The sequence below is a fragment of the Tardiphaga sp. 20_F10_N6_6 genome, from assembly GCF_052076045.1.
In the GTDB taxonomy this organism is placed as follows: Bacteria; Pseudomonadota; Alphaproteobacteria; order Rhizobiales; family Xanthobacteraceae; genus Tardiphaga; species Tardiphaga robiniae.
Window position 1 is genome coordinate 5,629,884 of sequence record NZ_CP197239.1, and the last position, 18,921, is coordinate 5,648,804.

Sequence of the window (18,921 nt, forward strand, 5' to 3'; positions counted from 1 at the left end):
TTCGCTCCTCAGTTCGGCGCTATGACTTCGGCAGCATCGAGCGCCGCCGCGAGCCGCTTCTCCTCGCCGTAATAGCGGGCACGATCCCAGAACCGCGGGCGGCCAATGCCGGTCGAGCGGTGCCGTCCGATGATGTTGCCGTTGGCGTCTTCACCGACCATGTCGTAGACGAACAGGTCCTGCGTAATGATGGTGTCGCCTTCCATGCCCATCACCTCGGTGATGTGCGTGATGCGGCGCGAACCGTCGCGCAGACGGGCGGCCTGTACGATGACGTCGATCGACGCGCAGATCATTTCGCGAATGGTGCGCGAGGGCAGCGAGAAGCCACCCATGGTGATCATGGATTCGCAGCGCGACAGCGCTTCACGCGGATTGTTGGCGTGGAGGGTGCCCATCGAGCCGTCATGGCCGGTATTCATCGCCTGCAAAAGGTCGAATGCCTCGGGTCCGCGGACTTCGCCGACGATGATCCGCTCCGGACGCATACGCAGACAGTTACGCACCAGTTCGCGCATCGTGACCTGGCCTTCGCCCTCGATGTTCGGCGGCCGGGTTTCGAGCCGAACCACGTGGGGCTGCTGCAGCTGAAGTTCAGCGGCGTCTTCGCAGGTGATGATGCGCTCGTCGTCGTCGATATAGTTGGTGAGACAGTTCAGCAGCGTGGTCTTGCCCGAACCGGTACCGCCGGAGATCAGCACGTTGGCGCGGCAGCGGCCGATGATCTGAAGGATCTGGGCGCCGTCCGGCGAGATCGCGCCGAATTTGACCAGCTGCTCGAGCGTCAGCTTGTCCTTCTTGAACTTACGAATCGTCAGCGCAGGACCATCGATGGCCAGCGGCGGCACGATGGCGTTGACGCGCGAGCCGTCGGCAAGACGAGCGTCGCAGATCGGTGAGGATTCATCGACGCGGCGGCCGACCTGGCTGACGATGCGCTGGCAGATATTCAGCAACTGCTGATTGTCGCGGAAGCGGATGCCGGTCTTCTGGATCTTGCCGGCGACTTCGATGAACACCGTGCCGGCACCATTGACCATGATGTCGGCGATGTCGTCGCGCGCCAGAAGCGGCTCGAGCGGCCCGTAACCGAGCACGTCGTTGCAGATGTCGTCGAGCAGTTCTTCCTGCTCGGCAATGGACATCACGATGTTCTTGATCGCGATGATCTCGTTAACGATGTCGCGGATTTCCTCGCGCGCGGATTCGCCGTCGAGCTTGGCGAGCTGCGCGAGGTCGATCGCCTCGATCAGGGCGCCGAAAATCGTGGCTTTGACCTGATAGTAATTTTCGGAGCGACGCTCTGCGATGACGGGGGCCGCTGGTGCAGCACGCGCGGGTGACAGCGGCGGCGATGACACAGCCGGTGGCGCAGACGCAGCCATCGCGCCGGGAGAGGGCTCCGGCGCGCTGGCGGGCTTGACGGCCCGGACATCCGTATCTGTTCCGCTACGCTTACCAAACACGACAACACTCCATGCGGCGGATTATTTCGACCGCAACTTCTCCAGGAACGGACCCAGGAAGGATCCTCGTGGCTTCTTGGCCTCGCCGCGGCCCGTCAGCCGCTGCGCAATTTGCAGAAAGAGTTCGGTGGTGCGATGGCTGGCCGCAATCTCGGCAATCATCTGACCATTATTGGCGGCCGAGCCGAACATCTGTGGATCGAACGGGATCGTGACGATCGGCGGTGTCTCGATGGCCTTGGCGAATTCGCTGGCGCTGATTTCGGGTCGCTTTGGAACGCCGACCTGGTTGAGGCAGTACAGCGGTGCGCGATCATTGGGGCGTGACGCCTTGATCAGATCGTACATGTTCTTGGTATTGCGCAGGTTGGCGAGATCCGGTGCTGCAACGATCAGGATGTCGTCCGCGCCGATCAGGGCCCGCTTGGTCCAGCCCGACCATTGATGCGGCACGTCGAGCACTATGCAGGGCATTGTCGACCGCAGCGTGTCAAAGATCGAGTCGAAGGCCTCGGCGCCAAAGTCGTAGACGCGGTCCAGTGTGGCAGGGGCAGCCAGCAGACTGAGATGGTCGGTGCACTTCGACAACAGTCGGTCGATGAAGGCGGTATCGACACGATCCGGCGAGAACACCGCGTCGGCGATGCCTTGCGGCGGGTCCTGGTTGTAGTCCAGCCCGGCAGTTCCAAAGGCAAGATCGAGGTCGGCGACAACGGAGTCCAGTGCCAGATCGCGCGCGATCGCCCAGGCGACGTTGTGAGCGATGGTGGACGCGCCGACGCCGCCCTTGGCGCCGACTACGGCAATGATACGGCCGACCGCCTTGGCTTCCGGCGCCGAGAACAGTCCGCAGATCGAACGAACGACGTCGATAGTCGCAACAGGCGCGATCGCGTAGTCGCTGACGCCGCGACGAACGAGCTCGCGGTAGAGCGTGACATCGTTGACCTTGCCGATCACCACCACGCGGGTACCGGAATCGCAAACCGTCGCCAGTTGATCAAGGCCAGCGAGAATGTCGCCGCGCGGTTCGGTCTCGAGAACAATGACGTTCGGCGTCGGTGCTGACCGATAGGCCTCGATGGCCGCAGGCATGCCGCCCATCTGAATCTTGATGTGAGCCTTGCCCAGACGCCTGTCCTCGGCGGCGGCCTGCACAGCGGCAGCGGTTTCCACGGTCTCGCAGAACGCCTGCACCGACACCCGCGGTGCCGGCGCAATATGCTCCTCTGCCGCGGGTGTTGCGGCGGAGGGCTGCTCGTCTGCGGTTTTCTGCGCGTAGCTAATCATTGGCCCACATTGCTGATTCTGGTCTTGTCTTCGGGATAGGTCGTCGCAGTGCTCTCACCCTTGCGATACTTGTCCAGCACGACGGTACGTCGGCCGGCATAGACAGGGGTTTCGGCGCGCGGCTGAACCAGGTCGGAAGGATTGGCGACCATGGCGGCGAGATTGCGTTGCTGGGCGCAGCCGAGATTGTAATATGGCTTGTTCGCGAGATAGCCCTTGTTCTTGATCGACGACGCAAGGTCGTCGGGCCAGGTGCCGCACGGACCAGCCGAAGCCGCGATCAGCGGGTAGCTGACGCGGATGGTCGGCAACATACGCGGATCGCTCGGCTGATAGCTGCGCATCAGGACGCCGTTCTGGGGCACACCAATCGCCATCAGGAGCGAATGAACCTCACGATAAGACTCTCTGGCGGCGCGTGCGTTCGGTGTATTGACCGGCACCTCCGCAGTGATGACGCCGGTGCCTTCGCGCAACCAGTCCTGACCGAGCGATACGACATCCGCGCGCTGTGTGGCCGACAGGCCGCCGCGCTGGCTGCCGACGAAGACCTCGGTGGTCTTGGCCCGTTCTTCGACAACGATGGGATGCCGCAGCCGGTAATCGTCCGGTATGCTCGACGTGGTGTCCTGCGCAACGGTCTTGCAGCCGCCGAGCGCAAGCGCCAGGAACAGCAGCGCGCCAGTGGCGGTCCGTGTGCGCGAAGAGTGTATCGCTGTGTGATTGATCATGGTCATCGGATACTTGCCCCGTCTCAATCCGTGATGAAGCCGAAAACGCCGCGATAGCTGCGCGTCGGTTGGGTCGGCTCGGTGCGGTGCGGTGCGCCATAGATGCGGTTGACGTTGCCGAGCAGATCGGCCTGCGGATCGGATGCATCCACGAAGCCGTCATCCGGACGCGAGAGATCCTTCTGCGCGACGGCGCGGACCACATAGGGCGTTACCAGGACCATCAGCTCGGTGTTGTTGTTGACGTAATCCCGGCTGCGGAACAGCGTGCCCAGCACAGGCAATTGCGACATGCCCGGCAGGCCGCTGATGGCCGCTTTGGTCTGCTGCTTGATAAGGCCGGCCATCACCATCGAACCGCCGGACGGAATCTCGAGCGTGGTGTCCGCACGGTTGACCTTGATCGCCGGGATCGAGGTTCCGCTGATCGTGACGGAATTTTCCTGCGATAGCTCGGAAACTTCGGTGCCGACACGCAGGCTGATACGACCTTCGCTCAGAACCACCGGCGTAAAGCCCAGCGAAATACCGAATTTCTTGAAGGTGATCTGCGTCGTGCAGATCCGCGTCGTGGGATCGCAGGTATTGCCGCCGGGGACCGGGAATTCGCCACCCGCAAGGAAATTGGCGGTCTCGCCGGAGATCGCGGTCAGCGTGGGCTCGGCAAGCGTCCGGATGACGCCGGCGTTTTCCATCGCCTTCAGCGTCGCCGTGACGGATGGTGTCGATCCGAAGGATGCCTTGAGGGCATTATCGGAGACCAGGCTGCCGCCGCGCGCCGTGAACGGGTTGCTATTGTTGAAGTTGACGACGGACGTGCCGTAGCTCATCGATGCCGACAGATCGACGCCGAGCTGCTTGACAATGTTGCGCTGGACTTCCGCAACGGTGACCTTGAGCATGACCTGATCACGCCCGCGCACCGAGATGCTGTTCACGACCTTGTCCATGCCGCCGACGAGGCGCGCCGCGAGGTCCGCGGCCTGCTGCGCTTCGACCTGACTCGATGCCGTACCCGACAGCATCACGCCATCGCCGAGACCTTCGATGCGAATATCCGTATTGGGCATGGTCTGCTTGAGCGCGGCCCGAATACCGTTCAGGTCGCGCGTGACGGCGATATCATAAGCGGCGATCTGCTGGCCGTTGACGTCGAAGAATACGATGTTGGTCTGGCCTACGGTCGCGCCGATGATGTAGGCGCGCTGTGCCGAACGCACGACGGCGTTGGCGATCTTGGGATCGGCGACCAGCACATCCTTGATGTCGCGCGGCAGGTCGATGACGATCGACTTGCCGATGCCGAGCGGCAGGAATTTCGCGTTCAAGGCGCCGGCGCTGCCGGCTTGCATGGACGCGGCGTCGGCCGCGAAAACGGGCGTCAATACGGGATTGATCGTGAGCGCCGTGATGGCGGTGAGCGACAGCGCGCGGGCTGCAAGAGCCCGCATTGATCCGCCTGTTGTGATGCGCTTCATCGCCTGCGTCCTCTTGATCACTTCGTCATGGTCGCGGTCGACGGGATGCCGTAACGCACGATGTTAATGCTGTCGCGCTTGCCGCCATTGGGATCTTCAACCGGTGCGGGCGCGTTAGCGTCGACAAGGGCGCGCAACGCCAGCGAGATCGTGCCGCTCTGCCGCGCGCGGGCGAGCAACTCGGCCTGTTCGGGCTTTAATTCGAGCGTTGCGGTCTTGCCGACGACTGAATTCTGACCGTCCTTTTCCTTGGGCGCCTGATCGATGGCGAGAATGCGGATATTGTTCAGGATGATCTCGGAGTTGATGACCTCAATGCCGCTGCGATCCGTACCGCGTTCGCGCTTCGACAGGATCACGTCGACGCGGTCGTTTGGCAGGATGAAGCCGCCGGCGCCGGTTTCCGGCGAAATTTCGGTGGAGACGGCGCGCATGCCGGTCGGCAGAACCGCGGCCATGAAGCCAGCGCCATTGGCGCGCACCAGTTTCGGTTCGCGGATCGGTTCGCCGGCAATGAAGGCCGAACGCGCGATGGAGCCGGCGATTTGCGTCGCTGCGTCCGGGCGGCTGTTACGGCTGATGACATTGGTGCTCGCCGCTGATGCGGGCCAGGACTGCCACTGGACATCATCGGGACCGAGCGCCTGACCGAGCGCGATATCGGCCTTGGCAACGAGAACGTCAGTTGTCGGGGCTTCGGCGACCTGAGGGGGCGGCGGTGCGTCCGATGTGCTCGCAAGATATAGCGCCACACTGCCAGCGCCGAGTGCAATGGCGAGGACCACAATGCGTGCGGTATTCATACGCTTCAACTTTCCACATTACGCCGCGACGCTGCCGCCGCTGTAACGGGAGTTGACCAGTTATTCGTCAAAGCATGGTTAATGAGCGGTATCTAAATCGCGTTAATAGAAAGTTCCGATCTTAGTGAAGCGCGAGACGCGCCAGGTCGATCGTCTTCACCCATCCGGTGTCGGGGTAAACGAGCAGTGCGCCGAGGGCGAGGGCAATACCGTAAGGGATGCCGGTTTCCTTGTGATGCAGACGCATCAGCCAGGCCTGGCCGCCGAGCGCATAGGGCAGCGGCCACTGCCGGAACTGGAGCAGCAGCAACGTGAGCGCGCCGCCGAACAGCGAGGCGTAAACGAGGTAGTTCAGGAGATGGTCGAAGCCGAACCACAGTCCCGCAGCTGCGGCGAGCTTGGCATCGCCGCCGCCGATCCAGCCGAACGCAAAACAGGCGAAAGCGACTACCAGCACGGTCGCCCCCGCGCCGAGATGCGACAGCGCATCGTGAAGACCCATCCCGCCGAACATCGCCAGCACGGCGAAGCCCGCCACCAGCAGCAGCGAGATACGGTTCGAAATAGTCATCGTGAAAAGGTCGCTGATCGCCGCATAGGCCATCAGGCCCGGGAACAGCAGGAGGCGCGTCAAATCGAGGATCATGGCTTCAAGGGCCCGTTACGGCGACGACGGAAAACCTAGCCAGCAGAAATGAACAATCGGACAACAAGAAAGAATTTACCAAACGCTGGCGATCCGAATCGCGACGGCGACCAGCGCGAGAATCAATGCGGCGCAGACCAGGCCGGCGGGGTCGCGGAGCGAGATCTGAAGTCCCTGCAGGACGGAGCGGGGAATGTCGGGGTGTCTCATACGCATTACACTTTTGACGACGACGGCTCAGCAGCATTCCGAAACAAAAAAGGCTCCGGACACCGGAGCCTTTGATGCACTCGTAACAGTCGCTTACTTGAGCGAGCCGTTGATCGAGGTGAACTTGCCGTTCAGGTTCGAGCCGAGGCCGTTAACGACCGCGATGATGGCCAGCGAGATGCCGGCAGCAATCAGGCCGTATTCGATAGCGGTGGCGCCGGACTCATCCTTCATGAAACGCGAAACGAGGTTCTTCATAATACAAAACTCCATATGTGCACGTGGCTGTCGATCGTGATGCCTGGTCTCCCCGGCGTTCTCAGCACCGTGACCATGAGGGAACACTAGGAGTGGGGAATTGCAGTGCGGTTAATTCGATTGATGAAAGTCGGTCGCATTTGTCTCTTCTTTTGCACGGTAAATACCTACTTAAGGCGATTTTAGAATGACTTGGGTGTGATGACACCAGGCGTGTCCTTTTCGCTTCATCGCTCCTTAAGCATACCGCGGTAACTCTTGGCCTCCGGAGCCTACGAGGTCGCGATGACTATACTCCCCATGGAAGTCCTGAACATGTTCGGCGAGACCATCATGAAGGTGGTGCCGATCACGCTGGTTGTTGCGGTGGTCTTTACGGTGCTGACGCATTTCTGGGCCTGCAATCCCGGCAAGCACTGGTGGCGCAAGACGGAGATCGTGACCGACGTGGTCTACTGGTTCTTCGTGCCGCTGATCACCCGCGTCGTGCGGATCGGACTCCTCGTGGTCGGCGCTGCCGTCGTCTTCAATATTCACGATGCCGATGAACTGATTGCCTTCTACGACAACGGCCACGGGCCGCTGGCGCAGATGCCGCTCTGGGTACAGGGGATCTTCTTTCTCGTGGTGTCCGACTTCATGCTCTACTGGCTGCACCGGATGTATCACGGCGGCGGCTTCTGGAAGTACCACGCCATCCATCATTCGTCGGAAGAGATCGACTGGATCTCCGCTGCACGGTTTCATCCGGTCAACCTGTTTCTCGGCACCGTCGCGGTCGACGTGTTGCTATTGATGGCCGGTATCTCGCCGAACATCATGCTGTGGGTCGGACCGTTCACGACCTTCCACTCGGCTTTCGTGCACGCCAATCTGAACTGGACCCTCGGGCCGTTTAAATATGTGCTGGCGACGCCGGTGTTCCACCGCTGGCACCACACGTCGCTGGAGCGCGGCGGCAACACCAATTTCGCAGGCACGTTTCCGATCTGGGACATCATGTTCGGGACCTTCCGCATGCCGAAGGGTGAACTGCCGGATAATTACGGTGTCGACGGCGAGCCTTTGCCGACCGAATTCACCGGGCAACTGGCCTATCCGTTCAAGCAGTAGCACGCTCTTCCTGCTCCTCCCCCAAGCGGCGTAGCCGCGCTGAGGGAGGGATTCCTCTGGCGCCTACGCGCCATCGCAGATTCAACTGTCAAACAGCCACTGCTCTGAAGACATGCGTCATCGCCCCCATTATTTGCGGCGCGGGGGCGCCGTCGTCTCTTGCATTCCCTGCCCCTGTGAGAGGGCGTGCGGAACGCCGGGTGCCCGTTGCACCCTTGGGCCTGATGCGATGCGGTCTTCCGCAGGGTTAGAGTGCATCAGGACTTTCGGAGGCGCCGAGCGATTGCCCAGCGTTCCGCCTGCGGTGTTTTTTCGGTTGCTTGCACTTTGCCTCAGCGAACGATCCGATCACCGAATTAAAGTCCCAAGGCGATGGGAAGGGAGCCTCAAGCGAGTAAGCCGAACGCGTTTTGATTTGGTCGTCCGTCACACTGTCCAGGGCTCTTTCCATCCCAAGGCCAGCCGTCTCCTTGCCAGTGGCAGTGCTGGCGCAGATCCGTCCTGCCCGAAGACAGACGTCACCCGTGAACCGCGTGACGCCGCATCTCCGGCGTCCACCGCATCCCACCCCGCGAACGTGACGATCGCGATCGCCCCTCTCGGTGGGGCAGGACAATGGGGAATATAAACCTGACGGAGATGGTGTCAACGGGAGATAGGAAAAAATGTTTGGGCGCTGTCTTGCCGCCCCACACTGTCATTCCGGGGCGTGCGCGCATCTTTACGTGCGCGAACCCGGAATCCCGATCTGTTTTGCGCTGAACATGTCGAGATTCCCCGCCGCTCCAGGTGGAGTGGTTGAGGTTCTCACTGCAGTGGCCTCGCCGCCTTCGAGTGCCCCGGAATGCCAGTCAATCCAGGCTTCCTAAGCCGGGACAGCGTCCATCATGCACCCTGCCACCGCCGTTTCCAGTTCCTTCATCAATTAACGGCACATTTGCCATGTCGGGCGCCGGCACCGCTGCGTATCTGCTTTTGTCGGCTTGTATCGTCCCGGAGTACAGGATGTCGTTTCAGTCGAAGCGCGCGCGGATGCGCGCGGTGTTTGTGGCCCGTGCTCTGGCGGCAGGGACCATGCTGTTGCCGGTGGGCGGTTTTGCGGCTCCTGCGAATGATCTGATCGCAGTCAGCGTCGATCAGGCCAGGCTCGTCAAATTTCCCGAGAAGATCGCGACCATCGTGGTCGGCAACCCCTTGATCGCCGATGTGACGCTGCAGGCCGGCGGCATGGTTGTCATCACCGGCAAGAGCTATGGCGCCACCAATGTGATTGCCATTGATCGCCAGGGCTCCGTGCTGATGGACCGCGTTATTCAGGTGGAAGGGCCGACCGACAAGGTCGTGACGGTCTATCGCGGTATGAGCCGGGAGACCTATAGCTGCGCGGCGAATTGCGAGCGGCGTTTGACGCTGGGTGACGGGGAAACCTTCTTCAAGTCGACGATGGATCAGGCCGGCGCCATCGGCAGTCAGGCCGCGACGATAGGGGCGAGGAGCAACTAAGCCACCACTTTTCGTCGGTCAGACCAATCCCGCCGGACACCATCGCAAGCGTCCTGCCACATGGTTAATGGCGGGTTAACGCAGCGAGCCATCTTGTCTCGATCCGGCGAAACACTTCAACAATCTGTTTCCGATACATCTTGGCGGTAGTTATTTCCTATCACCGAGGCACTTGCAGATGCTGCTACCGCTGATTTCGATGGCGACGCTCGCCGGGCGCCTGCGCCGCTTCGGCCATAACAGCAGCGGCTCGGCCGCGGTCGAATTCGCGATGATCGCGCCGATCTTCTTCGCGCTGATTTTTGCCATCATGGAAACCGGCATGGTGTTTCTGGCGGGGCAGGTCCTTGAAACCGGCGTCCAGGATGCCGCGCGGTCGGTCTATACGTGTTCCGCTGCAGCTACAGCCGTCGATTTCAAGACGTCGATCTGCGCGCGCGCATCGACACTGATGGATTGCACCAAGATCGACATCGATGTGCGCTCGTACGATCCCGGCACAGCGATCACGATTTCGGATCCGATCGACGCCAGCGGCAACTATGTGTCGACGAATCTTGTCTACCAGCCGCCGGCCTGTCCGACCAGCAAGACGGTGGTCGTGCGCGGCTTCTATCAGTGGCCGCTTTATGTGACTGGCCTCGGCTACAACATCGCCAATATCAGCCGTGGAACGACGAGCAGCAAGCGCCTGCTGGCCGCGACAGCGGCGACCGGGCCGCAGTGATGGCAGGGATCGGGACAATGCACGTGCGGATGGCAGCACTGGCAGCCTGGCGACGGGCCTTGCTGTTGCGAGACGATACGAGAGGCGTATCCGCGGTCGAGTTCGCGATGATCATGCCGCTGATGTTCCTGATGTTCTTCGGCATGTTGGATGTTTCCAACGGTTTTGCCGTCGATCGCAAGGTCAGTCAGATCTCACAGGGGATGGCCGACCTGGCGTCACGCTACACGACGCTGGCGGAAACCGATGTCTCGAACTTCTTCATCATCGCCGATGCGATGCTGACACCTTATGACAAGACGCAGCTCAAGGCGACCATCAGCCAAGTCTATATCGATCCATCGAGCAAGACCGCCAAAGTTGTGTGGAGTCGCGGCGACCAAAAGAAGGACGTGGGCACGGTCGTATCGGTTCCCACCAATCTGATCGTCAAGGACGCCAACGGAAACTATGTGGCAAACCAGTATCTGATCCTTGGCGAGGCTAACTATACCTACGTGCCGACAATCGGCTGGGTCGTGCCGAAGGGCGGGCTCACGCTGTCCGATGCGATGTACACGCGGCCGCGGCAAACGTCCTGCGTCGTGATGGTGACGAGCTGCACGCCGTAACTTGCGATCATGCGCTGCGTATTTGTAGTTGCAGCGAACGATCGTCGGTCCACTTTCTCGGATCATGCTTCAGCAAAAAGGCCGCGCTCAAGAGCGCGGCCTTTTCGTATTCAGTCGATCAATTCGCAAGCATCAAGCTTGCGAATGATCGTTTAGCCTGCGGCGCGGAGATTGTCGGCCGACGACTTGCCGGAACGACGGTCAGCAACGATTTCGTAGCTGATCTTCTGGCCTTCACGCAGGGTGCCGAGACCGGCACGCTCAACGGCGCTGATGTGAACGAACACGTCGTTGCCACCATCGTCCGGCTGAATGAAGCCGAAGCCCTTGGTCGCGTTAAACCACTTCACTGTTCCCATGCTCATGGGGGTAGTCCCTTCTCAAAGATATAGTGTAGCCCACGCAACAGATGTGGGCTGGTGACATCGAATTTTTGGAAGGGTCGTCAGTCTAGACCGGCTGCACCGGGGGATAGATAATGTCGTCCGGCCGAAAATCGATTAACTCATATTAGGGGAAGCGCCCCCTCAAAACAATCCTGACGCGCACGATTTTTTGATTGCGCACGAACGGTCAGGAACGCTTACCCATCCGCGCATCGCGAGTGATCCGATGCGCGGATGGGTTGTCATTGCGATTTAAACTGTCGACAGTTTAACGCTGGATGCGCTTAGCGGCGACGGAACTGACCGCGCGGCGGTGCGCCACGCGGAGGACCGCCGGGACGCTCGTCCTTGTGGCGGAAAATCAGACGACCCTTTTCGAGATCGTAGGGCGACATCTCGATGGTCACGCGATCGCCGGCCAGCGTCTTGATGCGGTTCTTCTTCATCTTGCCGGCGGTGTAGGCGACGATTTCGTGTCCTGCGTCCAATTGCACGCGATAGCGTGCATCGGGGAGGATTTCGGTCACCAGTCCTTCGAACTGGATCAGCTCTTCTTTGGCCATTGTTAGCTCCAGATCGATCGGCTGTTAGCGTGGCCGCTGGGTGCGGTTCGGGGTTGTATTCGGTCGGCTTTCGCGGTGCAGGAAGGCAACGCCCTGCATCCCTTCTTTGGTCGCAGTTCCAGCCTGGTTGGCCGGACGTGAGATCGGCTCATGCCGTGCATTCTCGTGTCTCGCATTCTCGTTCCGACCATGATCGCGGTTCGGCTGCGATGCGCCGCCGTTGCCGCCATGAGGACGACGACGATTGCGCGCGTTCTTGCCGGGCGCTCCGTCATTGCTGCGTGGTGCGTGCGGGGCGGAGCGACCGTTGCGCTGACCGCCACGGTTCTGGGAAGGCGACGGCCCCACGTCGTTGCGGCCTGGGGTGCGGCGGTCTTCCTTCGGAAGCGAAATGCGGATCAGCTTTTCAATATCGCGCAGATACGCCATTTCCTCGCCCGCGCAAAGCGAGATTGCGATGCCTTCGCGTCCGGCACGGGCCGTACGGCCGATTCGGTGGACATAGGTTTCCGGAATATTCGGCAGGTCGAAGTTTACCACATGGGTGATGCCGTCGACGTCGATGCCGCGGGCGGCGATGTCGGTGGCCACCAGGGTGCGGATTTCGCCGGTGCGGAACTGGGCCAGCGTGCGCTCGCGGTGGTTCTGCGACTTGTTGCCGTGGATCGCGGCGGCGGCGATGCCGGCGCGCTCGAGCCCCTTCACGACCTTGTCGGCGCCGTGCTTGGTGCGGGTGAACACCAGTGCGCGGTCAACCGTCTCGGTCTTGAGGATCTGGGCGAGGATCGTCGGCTTGGCGGAGTGATCGACCAGCATGATCCGCTGGCTGATGCGCTCCACGGTGGAGGCGACCGGGGTCACCGCGACGCGGGCGGGATCCTTGAGCATTGCTTCGGCAAGATCGGCGATGTCCTTCGGCATGGTGGCCGAGAAGAACAGCGTCTGGCGCTTGATAGGGAGCTTGGCGACGACTTTGCGGATGTCGTTGATGAAGCCCATGTCGAGCATGCGGTCGGCTTCGTCGAGCACCAGGAACTCAACCATGTTGAGCTTGAGGCCGTTGCTCTGCACGAGGTCGAGCAGGCGGCCCGGGGTGGCGACGAGGACGTCGACGCCCTGCATCAGCGAGCGGACCTGACGGCCCATCGGCACGCCGCCAATGGCCAGCGCCGATGCGAGGTGCATATGGCGCCCATAGGCATTGAAACTGTCGAGGATCTGGCCGGAGAGTTCGCGGGTCGGGCTCAGCACCAGCACGCGGCAGGTCTTCGGCTGCGGCTTGATGCGGTTCTCGAGCAGGCGGTGAAGGATAGGAAGCGCGAAGGAAGCGGTCTTGCCGGTGCCGGTCTGGGCGATGCCGATCACGTCCTTGCCGGTGATGGCAATCGGGATGGTCTGGGCCTGGATCGGGGTCGGAGTGGTGTAGTTTTCTTCTTTAAGCGCACGGGTGATGGGATCGGCGAGGCCGAATTCCTGAAAGGTGGTCAAAAGATTAATCTTTCCAAAGTGAAAGCAGGCGCCCGGCCATGATTCAAAGACCATGGGGCCAGGGAGCGCGCGAGTGTGTCTGGGACACCCGCGTGTTTGGGGCGTCAGTTCTGGTTAGCTGAAGGGGCAAGCCAGAAACCGTCGAACTGCCCTGAGGAGATCAGAGTAAAGACGGGATCAGAACACGCGGCTCGCAAGGACCTGATGATTCTCTAGGTCGTTCGATTGATATGGAACAGCAAGGCGGCGGATTCAAGGTCAATCGGCGAGAGGGTTAACAGCAGCGACAAAATACCGCTGCATGAAATTTAGACATGAGGCAATTTTTGGCGATTATTTAAGCTGTTTGCCGTGTGCATGATCAATTTTTCTGCACAAGAAATAAACAAGAAAACCTCAGCGCTTTCCGAAAATCGGAAACATGCGAACAATCCCAATAGCTTAACGTGTGTTAGAGGGCTGGCACACTTCTTGCGATCTCCTTAACGCGCCGGCCGTGGGGCCGTTCCGCATTGATTTCGTCTGCGTCAGGGAGAGACCGCACATGATTACCAATTTGACTCACGCAATAGCCAAGCCGATCTCGCGTCGCAGCCTGATGGCCGCGGCAACGGGTCTGGCTCTGGGCCTGTCGGCATTTTCGCCGGCCAAAGCCGCAGACGACACCATCAAGGTCGGCGTTCTGCACTCGCTGTCGGGCACCATGGCGATTTCCGAGACCACGTTGAAAGACACCGTGCTGTTCATGATCGATCAGCAGAACAAGAAGGGCGGCGTGAACGGCAAGAAGCTCGAAGCCGTGGTGGTCGATCCAGCTTCAAACTGGCCGCTGTTCGCCGAAAAGGCGCGCGAGCTGATCACCAAGGACAAGGTTGCCGTCGTGTTCGGCTGCTGGACCTCGGTGTCGCGCAAGTCGGTTCTCCCGGTGTTCAAAGAACTGAACAACATCCTGTTCTATCCCGTGCAGTACGAGGGCGAAGAGTCCGAGCGTAACGTGTTCTACACGGGTGCTGCTCCGAACCAGCAGGCGATCCCGGCTGTCGACTACCTGATGAAGGACGAGAAGGTGAAGCGCTGGGTGCTGGCCGGCACCGACTACGTCTATCCGCGCACCACCAACAAGATTCTGGAAGCCTACTTGAAGTCGAAGGGCGTCAAGCAGGAAGACATCATGATCAACTACACGCCGTTTGGTCATAGTGACTGGCAGACGATCGTGGCCGACATCAAGAAGTTCGGCTCGGCCGGCAAGAAGACCGCCGTGGTCTCGACCATCAACGGCGATGCCAACGTTCCGTTCTACAAGGAACTCGGCAACCAGGGCATCAAGGCGACCGACATTCCGGTGGTTGCGTTCTCGGTGGGTGAAGAAGAACTCGCCGGCATCGACACCAAGCCGCTGCTCGGCCATCTCGCGGCCTGGAACTACTTCCAGTCGATCAAGAGCCCTGAGAACGAGAAGTTCATCAAGGAATGGCAGGCCTTCACCAAGAATCCGAAGCGCGTGACCAACGACCCGATGGAAGCCACCGTGATCGGCTTCAACATGTGGGTGAAGGCGGTCGAGAAGGCCAAGTCGATCGAAGCCGACAAGGTCATCGACGCTCTGCCCGGCATCGAAGCCAAGAACCTGACCGGCGGTACCTCCAAGATGCTGCCGAACCACCACATCACCAAGCCGGTGTTCATTGGCGAAATCAAAGCCAATGGCCAGTTCGACGTGGTCTGGAAGACCCCGGCGCTGGTGGCTGGCGATGCATGGTCGAAGGAGCTCGACGGCTCCAAGGACCTGATTGGCGACTGGGTTGGCAAGAAGTGCGGCAACTTCAACACCAAGACCAACAAGTGCGGCGGTCAGGGTTCCTGATCTCGCTCTGAGGTTCTGTGTTCTCCATCATTGCGGGCATTTTCCGCCCGCAATGATGATCCTCCCGAGACTCTTCTGACACGAGACTCCCAAAACTGGAGAAGGCGGTGAATCCGTCGCCTTCTCTTTTTTCTTCGGCCGGGGTTTTCCAGTGACTGATCTCCTTTATCGTTTCCGCGCGATCGCTGTTGCATTTCTGCTGATCGTCGCCGCCGCCATTCCGGCCTTTGCGGGTCCTTTCGAGGATGCCGTCGCCAAATTCGCCAATGATGATTTCTCCGACAGCGACGAAGCCGTGGGCATCATTGCCACCTCCGGCAATCCGCAGGCTTTCGCTGTGATCACCGCGCTGCAGGAAGGCCGCCTCTCCGCCGATCCCGACAGCAAGAAGGTTTATCTCACTGGCACCGACGGCAAGGTCACCGATGCTGCGACCGGTGAAGCCGTCGCAGAAGTGCCGGCCAGCGCCGCCGCGGTGCGCCTCAACAACCGCCTGCGCCGCAATATCGAATCTGCACTGGGCGGACTCACGCTGATGTCGCCGGATCCCGCCAAGCGCATCACCTCGGCGCAGTCGGTGTTCAAGAGCCACGAGACCGCGATGCTGCCGGTGATCGAGACCGCGCTGGAGAAAGAAACCAACAAGGTCGCCAAACAGGCCTTCACCGAGGCCCGTGCTGCGATCCTGCTCTACAAGGAAGATGCGACCGAGGCTGAGAAGATCGAATCCATTGCGATTATCAAGGGGCGCGGCGATCAGGACGCGCTGGCGCTGCTCACCAGTCTGCCGGCCGATCAGACCGTTGGTGTCGCGCGCAGCGCGGCCAGCGCTGTCACCGCCATCAACAGCCGGCAGACGCTGTGGTCGATCGGCCAGAACGCCTGGTACGGCCTGTCGCTCGGCTCGGTTCTCTTGCTCGCTGCCATTGGCCTCGCCATCACCTTCGGCGTGATGGGCGTCATCAACATGGCGCATGGCGAGATGGTGATGATCGGTGCCTATGTCACCTTCGTGGTGCAGGACGTGATCCGCACCAGCTATCCCGGCCTGTTCGACTACTCGCTGCTGATGGCCGTGCCGCTGGCCTTCATCGTCGCTGGTCTGCTCGGTATCGTCATCGAGCGCACCATTATCCGCTTCCTCTATGGCCGTCCGCTGGAAACGCTGCTGGCGACCTGGGGTCTGTCGCTGGTGCTGCAGCAGGCGGTGCGCACCATGTTTGGCCCGACCAATCGCGAGGTCGGCAATCCCTCATGGATGTCCGGCGCATTCGAGCTGGGTCAGCTCACGATCACCTACAACCGGCTCTGGATCCTGTGCTTCACGCTTGCCGTGTTTGCGATCCTGCTGGCGATGCTGCGCTACACCTCGATCGGACTCGAGATGCGCGCCGTCACCCAGAATCGCCGCATGGCCGCGTCCATGGGCATCGCAACCTCGCGCGTGGATGCGCTGACCTTCGGTCTCGGCTCCGGCATTGCGGGCATTGCCGGCGTGGCGCTCTCCCAAATCGACAACGTCTCGCCCAATCTCGGCCAGAGCTACATTATCGACAGTTTCATGGTCGTGGTGTTCGGCGGCGTCGGGAATCTGTGGGGCACGCTGGTCGGTGCGTTCTCGCTCGGCATCGCCAACAAGTTCCTGGAGCCGGTCGCCGGCGCCGTGCTTGGCAAGATTGCCATCCTGGTGCTGATCATCCTGTTCATTCAGAAACGGCCGCGCGGTCTGTTCGCGCTCAAGGGCAGGGCGATCGAAGCATGACGCCGCATTTCCTCACCCGAACGCTGGACCGCAGCGCCACGATCTTCCTGCTGATTGTCGCCGCGGTCGGCATTCTCATTCCGCTGTCGAACCTGTTGCTGCCGGCGGACTCGCCGCTGCAGGTGCCGACCTATCTGATGGCGCTGTTCGGCAAATATGTCTGCTACGCCATTCTCGCGCTCTCGATCGATCTGATCTGGGGCTATTGCGGCATTCTCTCGCTCGGTCACGGTGCGTTCTTCGCGCTCGGCGGTTACGCCATGGGCATGTATCTGATGCGCCAGATCGGTTCGCGCGGCGTCTATGGCAATCCGATCCTGCCGGACTTCATGGTGTTCCTGAATTACAAGGCGCTGCCGTGGTACTGGTACGGCTTCGACATGTTCTGGTTCGCCGCTGCGATGGTGCTGATCGCGCCGGGCATCCTGGCTTTCGTGTTCGGCTGGCTCACCTTCCGCTCCCGCGTGTCTGGCGTGTATCTGTCGATCATTACCCAGGCGATGACCTATGCGCTGCTACTGGCCTTCTTCCGCAATGATTTCGGCTTCGGCGGCAATAACGGCCTGACCGATTTCAAGGACATCCTTGGATTCAACGTGCAGGCCGACGGCACCCGTGCGGCGCTGTTCGCGCTGAGCTGTCTGGCGTTGATCGTCGGCTTCCTCGTCTGCCGCGCCATCGTCACCTCGAAGCTCGGCAAGGTGCTGATCGCCATACGCGATGCGGAATCCCGCACAAGATTCTTGGGCTACCGTGTCGAATCCTACAAACTGTTTGTGTTCACGCTGTCGGCCTGCATGGCGGGCGTTGCGGGTGCGCTCTATGTGCCGCAGGTGGGTATCATCAATCCCGGTGAATTCGCCCCGGCGAACTCGATTGAAGCAGTCATCTGGGTCGCGGTCGGTGGCCGTGGCACGCTGGTCGGTGCGGCGCTCGGCGCGGTCGTGGTCAACTACGCCAAGACGGTGTTCACATCGGGCGCCCTTGCTCCCTACTGGCTGTTCATGCTCGGCGCGCTGTTCATTCTCGTGACGTTGCTGCTGCCCAAGGGCATCATCGGCACCTTCAATGCATGGTCGGAAAGTCGCAAAGCCAGCAATAGCGCGAATGCCGATAGCGCCGCAGCGGAAGATGGCGTCACCAAACCCCATCTGGCGGAGAAGGCGTGATGACCGTGATTGAAATGCCAGCCCCGGCAACGCCGCCGTCTCACGCGCCCGCTATCATTGATCCAGTGGTCGCGGCACGCGAGGCGGAAGCCCGGCAGAAGCGCATCACCTCCGCACAGCTCTATCTCGACGGCGTTCATGTGTCGTTCGATGGCTTCCATGCCATCAACAATCTGTCGATGGTGCTGGCGCCCGGCGAGATGCGCGCCATCATCGGCCCCAACGGCGCCGGCAAGACCACGATGATGGACATCATCACCGGCAAGACCAAACCGGACGAGGGCGACGTCTATTTCGACGGCATTCACGACCTGACGCTGCTGGATGAGACCAAGATCGCCGAGCTCGGCATCGGTCGTAAATTCCAGAAGCCGACGGTGTTTGAGAGTCAGACTATCTATGACAATCTTTTGCTGGCGCTGAACGTCGATCACAGCGTGCGCGGCACGCTGTTCTGGCGCGGCAGCCGGGGCGAGGCAGAGCGCATCGACAAGGTGCTTGAGACCATTCGCCTCACGGACTCGCGCGATCGGCTCGCCGGCAATCTCTCCCACGGCCAGAAGCAGTGGCTCGAAATCGGCATGCTGCTGGCGCAGGATCCGAAGCTGCTGCTGGTGGACGAGCCGGTGGCCGGCATGACCGATGTGGAAACGCATCAGACCGCCGAACTGCTGAAGGCGATCAACCGCGACAACAAGACCGTGATGGTGGTCGAACACGACATGACCTTCGTCCGCGAACTCGGCGTCAAGGTGACGTGTCTGCACGAAGGCACCGTGCTGGCCGAAGGCACAATCGATCAGGTGTCGACCAATGACCGCGTGGTCGAAGTGTATCTGGGAAGGTGAGA

The 18,921-nt window shown here is 60.9% G+C and carries 18 protein-coding genes; 8 read left to right on the forward strand and 10 right to left on the reverse strand.

What is annotated here, in order from left to right:
- Positions 1-8: 8 nt before the first annotated feature.
- The 7 genes from AB7813_RS26960 to AB7813_RS26990 form a co-directional block, all read right to left on the reverse strand.
- Positions 9-1,466, reverse strand: coding sequence for a CpaF family protein (locus tag AB7813_RS26960; RefSeq protein WP_120288696.1), 1,458 nt, complete (start codon positions 1,464-1,466; stop codon positions 9-11).
- A gap of 21 nt (positions 1,467-1,487) precedes the next feature.
- On the reverse strand, positions 1,488-2,756 hold the full coding sequence (locus tag AB7813_RS26965) for an AAA family ATPase (RefSeq protein WP_441228843.1): 1,269 nt from the start codon (positions 2,754-2,756) through the stop codon (positions 1,488-1,490).
- Positions 2,753-3,487, reverse strand: coding sequence for a CpaD family pilus assembly protein (locus AB7813_RS26970; RefSeq protein WP_089263573.1), 735 nt, complete (start codon positions 3,485-3,487; stop codon positions 2,753-2,755). Before AB7813_RS26970 ends, AB7813_RS26965 begins: the two co-directional genes overlap by 4 nt.
- A 23-nt stretch (positions 3,488-3,510) precedes the next feature.
- Positions 3,511-4,965 (reverse strand): type II and III secretion system protein family protein, encoded by a 1,455-nt coding sequence (locus AB7813_RS26975; RefSeq protein ID WP_309947398.1) that lies wholly within the window; start codon positions 4,963-4,965, stop codon positions 3,511-3,513.
- A 17-nt stretch (positions 4,966-4,982) separates the two neighbouring features.
- Positions 4,983-5,768, reverse strand: a complete 786-nt coding sequence (cpaB, locus tag AB7813_RS26980; RefSeq protein WP_309947399.1) for a Flp pilus assembly protein CpaB — start codon at positions 5,766-5,768, stop codon at positions 4,983-4,985.
- 121 nt (positions 5,769-5,889) lie between these two features.
- The gene (locus AB7813_RS26985) at positions 5,890-6,414 is read right to left on the reverse strand and encodes an A24 family peptidase (protein ID WP_184514019.1); all 525 of its coding nucleotides are present in this window, start codon (positions 6,412-6,414) and stop codon (positions 5,890-5,892) included.
- A 303-nt stretch (positions 6,415-6,717) separates the two neighbouring features.
- Positions 6,718-6,882, reverse strand: coding sequence for a Flp family type IVb pilin (locus AB7813_RS26990; RefSeq protein WP_089261533.1), 165 nt, complete (start codon positions 6,880-6,882; stop codon positions 6,718-6,720).
- Positions 6,883-7,167: 285 nt separating this feature from the next.
- Between AB7813_RS26990 and AB7813_RS26995 the strand changes: the two genes are divergently transcribed.
- The 4 genes from AB7813_RS26995 (at position 7,168) to AB7813_RS27010 (ending at position 10,836) form a co-directional block, all read left to right on the forward strand.
- Positions 7,168-7,995, forward strand: a complete 828-nt coding sequence (locus tag AB7813_RS26995) for a sterol desaturase family protein (protein ID WP_089263571.1) — start codon at positions 7,168-7,170, stop codon at positions 7,993-7,995.
- A 1,005-nt stretch (positions 7,996-9,000) separates the two neighbouring features.
- Complete coding sequence (locus AB7813_RS27000; protein ID WP_120289175.1) at positions 9,001-9,498, forward strand: pilus assembly protein N-terminal domain-containing protein; 498 nt, start codon at positions 9,001-9,003, stop codon at positions 9,496-9,498.
- A 178-nt stretch (positions 9,499-9,676) separates the two neighbouring features.
- The gene (locus AB7813_RS27005) at positions 9,677-10,225 is read left to right on the forward strand and encodes a TadE/TadG family type IV pilus assembly protein (RefSeq protein ID WP_120288699.1); all 549 of its coding nucleotides are present in this window, start codon (positions 9,677-9,679) and stop codon (positions 10,223-10,225) included.
- Between the two features lie 17 nt (positions 10,226-10,242).
- Entirely contained in the window at positions 10,243-10,836 is a 594-nt protein-coding gene (locus AB7813_RS27010; protein ID WP_175366987.1) for a TadE/TadG family type IV pilus assembly protein, read from the forward strand.
- Positions 10,837-10,988: 152 nt separating this feature from the next.
- Here the strand turns inward: AB7813_RS27010 and AB7813_RS27015 are convergent, their stop codons facing one another.
- The 3 genes from AB7813_RS27015 to AB7813_RS27025 all read right to left on the reverse strand — a co-directional run bounded on the left by AB7813_RS27015 (position 10,989) and on the right by AB7813_RS27025 (position 13,327).
- The gene (locus tag AB7813_RS27015; protein ID WP_011474122.1) at positions 10,989-11,201 is read right to left on the reverse strand and encodes a cold-shock protein; all 213 of its coding nucleotides are present in this window, start codon (positions 11,199-11,201) and stop codon (positions 10,989-10,991) included.
- 305 nt (positions 11,202-11,506) lie between these two features.
- Complete coding sequence (gene infA, locus AB7813_RS27020) at positions 11,507-11,785, reverse strand: translation initiation factor IF-1 (protein WP_068733922.1); 279 nt, start codon at positions 11,783-11,785, stop codon at positions 11,507-11,509.
- A 24-nt stretch (positions 11,786-11,809) separates the two neighbouring features.
- A complete protein-coding gene (locus AB7813_RS27025) occupies positions 11,810-13,327 on the reverse strand; it encodes a DEAD/DEAH box helicase (RefSeq protein WP_089261529.1) in 1,518 nt (505 codons plus the stop codon).
- 490 nt (positions 13,328-13,817) lie between these two features.
- Between AB7813_RS27025 and urtA the strand changes: the two genes are divergently transcribed.
- The 4 genes from urtA (at position 13,818) to urtD (ending at position 18,919) form a co-directional block, all read left to right on the forward strand.
- The gene (gene urtA / locus AB7813_RS27030; protein ID WP_092149862.1) at positions 13,818-15,140 is read left to right on the forward strand and encodes an urea ABC transporter substrate-binding protein; all 1,323 of its coding nucleotides are present in this window, start codon (positions 13,818-13,820) and stop codon (positions 15,138-15,140) included.
- A 151-nt stretch (positions 15,141-15,291) separates the two neighbouring features.
- Complete coding sequence (gene urtB, locus AB7813_RS27035) at positions 15,292-16,902, forward strand: urea ABC transporter permease subunit UrtB (protein ID WP_441228844.1); 1,611 nt, start codon at positions 15,292-15,294, stop codon at positions 16,900-16,902.
- Entirely contained in the window at positions 16,899-18,071 is a 1,173-nt protein-coding gene (gene urtC / locus AB7813_RS27040) for an urea ABC transporter permease subunit UrtC (protein WP_175366985.1), read from the forward strand. The genes urtB and urtC overlap by 4 nt, the downstream gene beginning before the upstream one ends.
- Entirely contained in the window at positions 18,071-18,919 is an 849-nt protein-coding gene (gene urtD, locus AB7813_RS27045) for an urea ABC transporter ATP-binding protein UrtD (RefSeq protein ID WP_441228845.1), read from the forward strand. Before urtC ends, urtD begins: the two co-directional genes overlap by 1 nt.
- Positions 18,920-18,921: the final 2 nt, after the last annotated feature.